The following is a 4,577-nucleotide window of genomic DNA, read 5'->3' as shown; positions in this document are numbered from 1 at the left end:
GGGACCAGGGGATCGACGTCAGCCTGAAGACGGCATTCCTCGTCACGAAGGCCTTTCTGCCGGCGATGGTCGAAGCGGGCTACGGGCGCATCGTCAATGTGGCGTCGGTCACCGGCCCGCTGGTGTCTTTCGAAGGCACGGCAGCCTATTCGGCCGCCAAGGCCGGCATGGCCGGCCTGACGCGCACGCTGGCGCTCGAAGTGGCGAAAAACGGCATCACGGTCAACGCCGTCGCTCCCGGCTGGATCGAAACGGGCTCGTCGAGCGAAATGGAGCGGCAAGCCGCCCTGCATACGCCGCCGGCGCGGGCAGGGCGGCCGGATGAAGTGGCCGCCGCGGTGGCATTCCTGGCCTCGGAAGGCGCCAGCTATGTCAATGGCGCGCTGCTGGTGGTCGACGGCGGCAACAGCCTTCAGGAGCGCAAGGGCTGAGAACTCTGCGGCTTCGCCGGAACGACCGGTGTTCATGATCGGACAGCGGGTCCGGGCTCTTACTACATCGTGCGCCAGGGCAGCTTCTATCGTCGCCGTCGACTGCTCGATCTCACTTGACCTTCCAGCTGCTGGAACCCTTAGGGTCACGCGAGGTCTTCCGGCGGGCCTTTCATCGAGAGCAAGGAGCGGAGAAATGCATCGACGCGGATTTCTGACGGCAAGCCTGGCGACGGTTCTGGCGAGCCCGCGTGCGCTGGCGCAGACGAAGATGGACGATATGTCGATGCCCGGCATGGGCGGCCATGCCGGGCACGACATGCCCGCGATGGTGCAAGACGCGGTCACCCTGCCCGAAGGCCAGGCGTTGCGCGCCCTGCAGGTGCTTGCCAACGAAGCCGACCGGCCGGGCCTGCTCAGGGCGAGGCTGACCGCGGAACCGGCCATTGCGAGGTTCGCCGAGGGGCGAGACACACCGATCCTCGCCTATAATGGCATCAGCCCGGGGCCGCTGATCGAGGCCTTCGAAGGCGACCGCGTCGAGATCACATTTGCCAACCGCATCGATAACGAGGTGAGCACCATCCACTGGCACGGCATGCCGGTGCCCGCCGACCAGGACGGCAGTCCAATGGATCCGGTTGCGGCGGGCACCGAGCGCGTTTATGCCTTCGAGCTGCCGGAAGGCTCCGCAGGCTCCTATTGGTACCACCCGCACCCGCACGGCAAGACGGCAGAGCAGGTCTATCGGGGTCTTGCCGGCGCCTTCGTCGTCAAGGCCAAGGCCGATCCCATCCCGGCCGAATATGGCGACACGGTGCTGGTGTTCACCGATCTCAGACTTGCCGCCGATGGCTCGATTCCGAGCAACAGCATGAGCGATCTGATGAACGGCCGCGTTGGCGACCACGTGCTGGTCAACGGCCAGAAGAATCCCAGGCTCTCGGTGGCAAAGGGCGCCAAGCGACGCCTGCGCCTCTACAACGCCACCAACGCACGGTTCCTGAAGCTTGCCTTCGACGGCGCGACGATAACAGTCATCGGGACGGATGGCGGGCTGCTCGCGGCGCCGGTGGCGGCGGACGAGATCCTGCTCAGCCCGGGCGAACGCCTCGAGTTGGTCGCATCCTTCGACAGGCCCGGCCCCATCACCCTCGATACGCTCGGCTACGACCGTGGCTGGATGGGTCCCGGCCGCCCGGCCGATGCGGGGCTGACGCTGCTGACGGTCGATGTCTCGGAGAACGAAGCCGAGGCGGTGCCGCAGCTGCCGGCGCGGCTGCGGCCGATCGCACCGTTCGCCGACCCTGTCCTCAGCCGGCGGCTCGTTTTAACGGAGACCATGGCGATGAAACCCACCGGCATGGAGATGGGTTTCCTGATCAACGGCAAGGCCTTCGATATGGGACGCGTCGACTTCGTCGCCAGGGCCGGCGAGATCGAGCTCTGGGAGATAGTCAACCAGGCCGACATGGACCATCCGTTTCACGTCCACGGTACTCAATTCCAGGTCGTCGAACATGAGCGCGACGGCGCGGTGTCCAAGCCGCCCTATCTCGCATGGAAGGACACGGTGAACGTCGCCCGCGGCGAGACGGTGCGGCTCCTGCTGCGCCAGGATAGGCCGGGGCAGCGCATGTATCACTGCCACATCCTCGAGCACGAGCAGCTCGGCATGATGGGCGTGCTCGATGTCATGGCATGAAGTTCGGCATCGCGTTCGGAGCGGTGGTGCTGGCGCTGGCCGGTTCGCTGAGCCTCTCCTCGCCGCAGGCGGTCGCCTCCAGTGATGAGATCGTGGCCGCACGCCAGGCCTCGATGAAGGCTATGGCGGCGGCAGCGAAAACCATCGCCGAGATGTTCGGCGGCAAGCGCGCCTACGACGCCGCCAGCTTCAAGGCGGCGGCGGAGGCGCTCAGCGCCCGTACCGGACCCGCCCTGATGGCTGAATTCCCGGCGGGCACGCTGGGCGCGCCGTCGGGCGCCAAAGCGGAAATCGATCAGGCGCGGCCGGAATTCGAGGCGCTCGCCAATCACATTGGCGAACTCGCCGATGCATTGGCAGCCAAGGCCGAAACCGCGCCTGCCCGGATCACCGGGGACATGCGCATGGGCGCGATGACGTCAATGGACGGGGGCAGTCTGCTCGGCAAGCGGCTGAAGACAACGGAGGCGGATCCGGCCGGATTGCCGGCGGAGCATCTTCTGCACCTTATCCTCCAGGATTGCTCAAGCTGCCATTCCAAGTTTCGGCAAAAGGTGAAGTGAGAACCGGCGATCACACCGCCATTTGTTGCCCTCTTGTGCAGCGATGCGGAATGCCAGGAAGGCCACCTGTATCAAGACGCCTTCGCCAGAAAATTCCGATAATCCGACTTGGCCTGCAGCAGGCGCAGCACATTGTCTCGCGAGCCGCGCACATGGGCGCGTGCCAGCGTGCCGGCTCTGGCGGCGTCGCCGGCGCAGATGGCATCGACGATCTCGGCGTGCTCGTCGCGGGCGATCTTCCATTCGTCCAGCCACAACAGTTCGGTCCAGACATAGTGCTGGCACTTGTCGAGAATGCCGCACAGCATGTTGTGCAGCATGACGTTGCCGCTGATTTCGGCGATGACGCGGTGCAGGTCGATGCCGACTTCCAGTTCCTGGAATTTTTCCCGGTTCGTGCGTTCCGGAATGGCTGCCAGCCGTTCGCATTCGGCCAACATGGCGCGCAGCCGCGCCTTGTCCTGTGCCGTCGCGGCCGTTGCCGCAAGTTCCGTCGCATGGCCGTCGAGCAGTTCGCGGATCTCGAAGGCCTCGCGGAACATGTTGATGTCGAACTCGGTGACGACATAGCCCTGGCGCGGCCGGCCGGTGACCAGCCCGTCACGCTCGAGGCGATTGAAAGCCTCGCGCACCGGGGTTCGGCTGACCGTCAGCTTCGCCGCGATGTCGTTTTCGGTGACGCGGGAGCCCGGCGGGATCTGGCCGGTCACGATCATCGCCTTCAGCGCGGAGTAGACCGAGTCGCGCAGCGTATTTTTGGTTTCCTTGGCCAAGCTTCCCTTCCCACTTCTCCGGCCTTTCAGCCGGAACACGCATAGCTGTAGCCGCAGTCGGCGCAATTTGCCACGCCTCCGGCGAAGCCGTCCCTCACCAACCTGGTCCGGCACGAAGCGTACATTTCGAGCGCGCCGGCGGTGTTGACAACATCGACCGCTAGTCTACACTCAAAATTGTATACAAAATAGCATGCCAAATCAAAAACAATGGGAACACCGGTTGGAGAGCCGAAAAATGAACAGAACCAGAAACGTTAGCATCGTTGCGATGGCGGGCCTCATGGCTTCGTTCGCAGCCCCCGCCATGGCGGGCGACACCATCACCGTCGCCTCATGGGGCGGCACCTACCAGGAGGCGCAGACCAAGGCGTTTTTCAAGCCGACCGCCGACGCGCTCGGCATCACCATCAAGGAAGACACCACCAACGGCCTCGACGACGTCCGGCTGCAGGTGACCGGCAATGCGGTGAAGTGGGACATCACCGAACTTGGCGCCGACGAATGTGCGCGCGGCTCGAAGGAAGGGCTGTTCGAAAAGCTCGACTACGGCATCATCGACAAGAGCGGCATCAACCCGAAGCTTGTCCACGACGACTGGGTCGGCATTTCCTACACCTCGGTCGTGCTGATCTACCGGACCGACGTATTCGGCGACAAAGGCCCGAAGACCTGGGCCGATTTCTGGAACGTGGAAAAGTTTCCGGGACGGCGCGCGCTGAGCGGCAGCCAAGCGACGGAAACGCTGAGCGTTGCCGCACTGGCCGAGGGCATTCCGATCGACAAGGTCTATCCGGTCGATATCGACGGCGCGTTGAATTCAGTCGACAAGATCCGCGGCAATGTCGACGCCTGGTGGACCTCCGGCGCCCAGGCCATGCAGCTGGTTAAGGACGGCGAAGTCGACATGGCGAGCATCTGGAACGGCCGCGCCGGCACCTTGAAAAAGGAAGGCGCGCCGATCAGCTTTTCCTTCGATCAGGGCGTGCTGACCGCCGACTGCATGGTCATCCCGAAGGGCGCCAAGAACAAGGAGGCGGCCATGAAGGCGCTGGCGATGTTCGTCAGCCCGCAATTGCAGGCCAATCTGCCGCTCTATGTCGAC

The 4,577-nt window shown here is 64.4% G+C and carries 5 protein-coding genes; 4 read left to right on the top strand and 1 reads right to left on the bottom strand.

What is annotated here, in order from left to right:
* From EOD15_RS29030 to EOD15_RS29020, 3 genes are all read left to right on the top strand, one after another.
* The coding region (locus tag EOD15_RS29030) for an SDR family oxidoreductase (RefSeq protein ID WP_127409070.1) at positions 1-431 on the top strand (431 nt) is incomplete at its 5' end.
* 196 nt (positions 432-627) lie between these two features.
* Complete coding sequence (locus EOD15_RS29025) at positions 628-2,136, top strand: multicopper oxidase family protein (protein ID WP_127318856.1); 1,509 nt, start codon at positions 628-630, stop codon at positions 2,134-2,136.
* A gap of 26 nt (positions 2,137-2,162) precedes the next feature.
* On the top strand, positions 2,163-2,699 hold the full coding sequence (locus EOD15_RS29020; protein WP_245463795.1) for a cytochrome c: 537 nt from the start codon (positions 2,163-2,165) through the stop codon (positions 2,697-2,699).
* Positions 2,700-2,770: 71 nt separating this feature from the next.
* On the opposite strand, the gene EOD15_RS29015 is transcribed toward EOD15_RS29020, so the two are convergent.
* The gene (locus tag EOD15_RS29015; RefSeq protein ID WP_127323018.1) at positions 2,771-3,472 is read right to left on the bottom strand and encodes a GntR family transcriptional regulator; all 702 of its coding nucleotides are present in this window, start codon (positions 3,470-3,472) and stop codon (positions 2,771-2,773) included.
* A gap of 238 nt (positions 3,473-3,710) precedes the next feature.
* Here EOD15_RS29015 and EOD15_RS29010 point away from each other — a divergent pair.
* The coding region (locus tag EOD15_RS29010; RefSeq protein WP_148129679.1) for an ABC transporter substrate-binding protein at positions 3,711-4,577 on the top strand (867 nt) is incomplete at its 3' end.

Source organism: Mesorhizobium sp. M7A.T.Ca.US.000.02.2.1 (assembly GCF_003996995.1).
Lineage (GTDB): Bacteria > Pseudomonadota > Alphaproteobacteria > Rhizobiales > Rhizobiaceae > Mesorhizobium.
This window is presented reverse-complemented; position numbering and strand designations above follow the sequence as displayed.

What these genes read in the sequence shown, in the direction of transcription:
- EOD15_RS29025 (WP_127318856.1), top strand. Translation starts at nt 628, where the DNA reads ATGCATCGACGCGGATTTCTGACGGCAAGCCTGGCGACGGTTCTGGCG.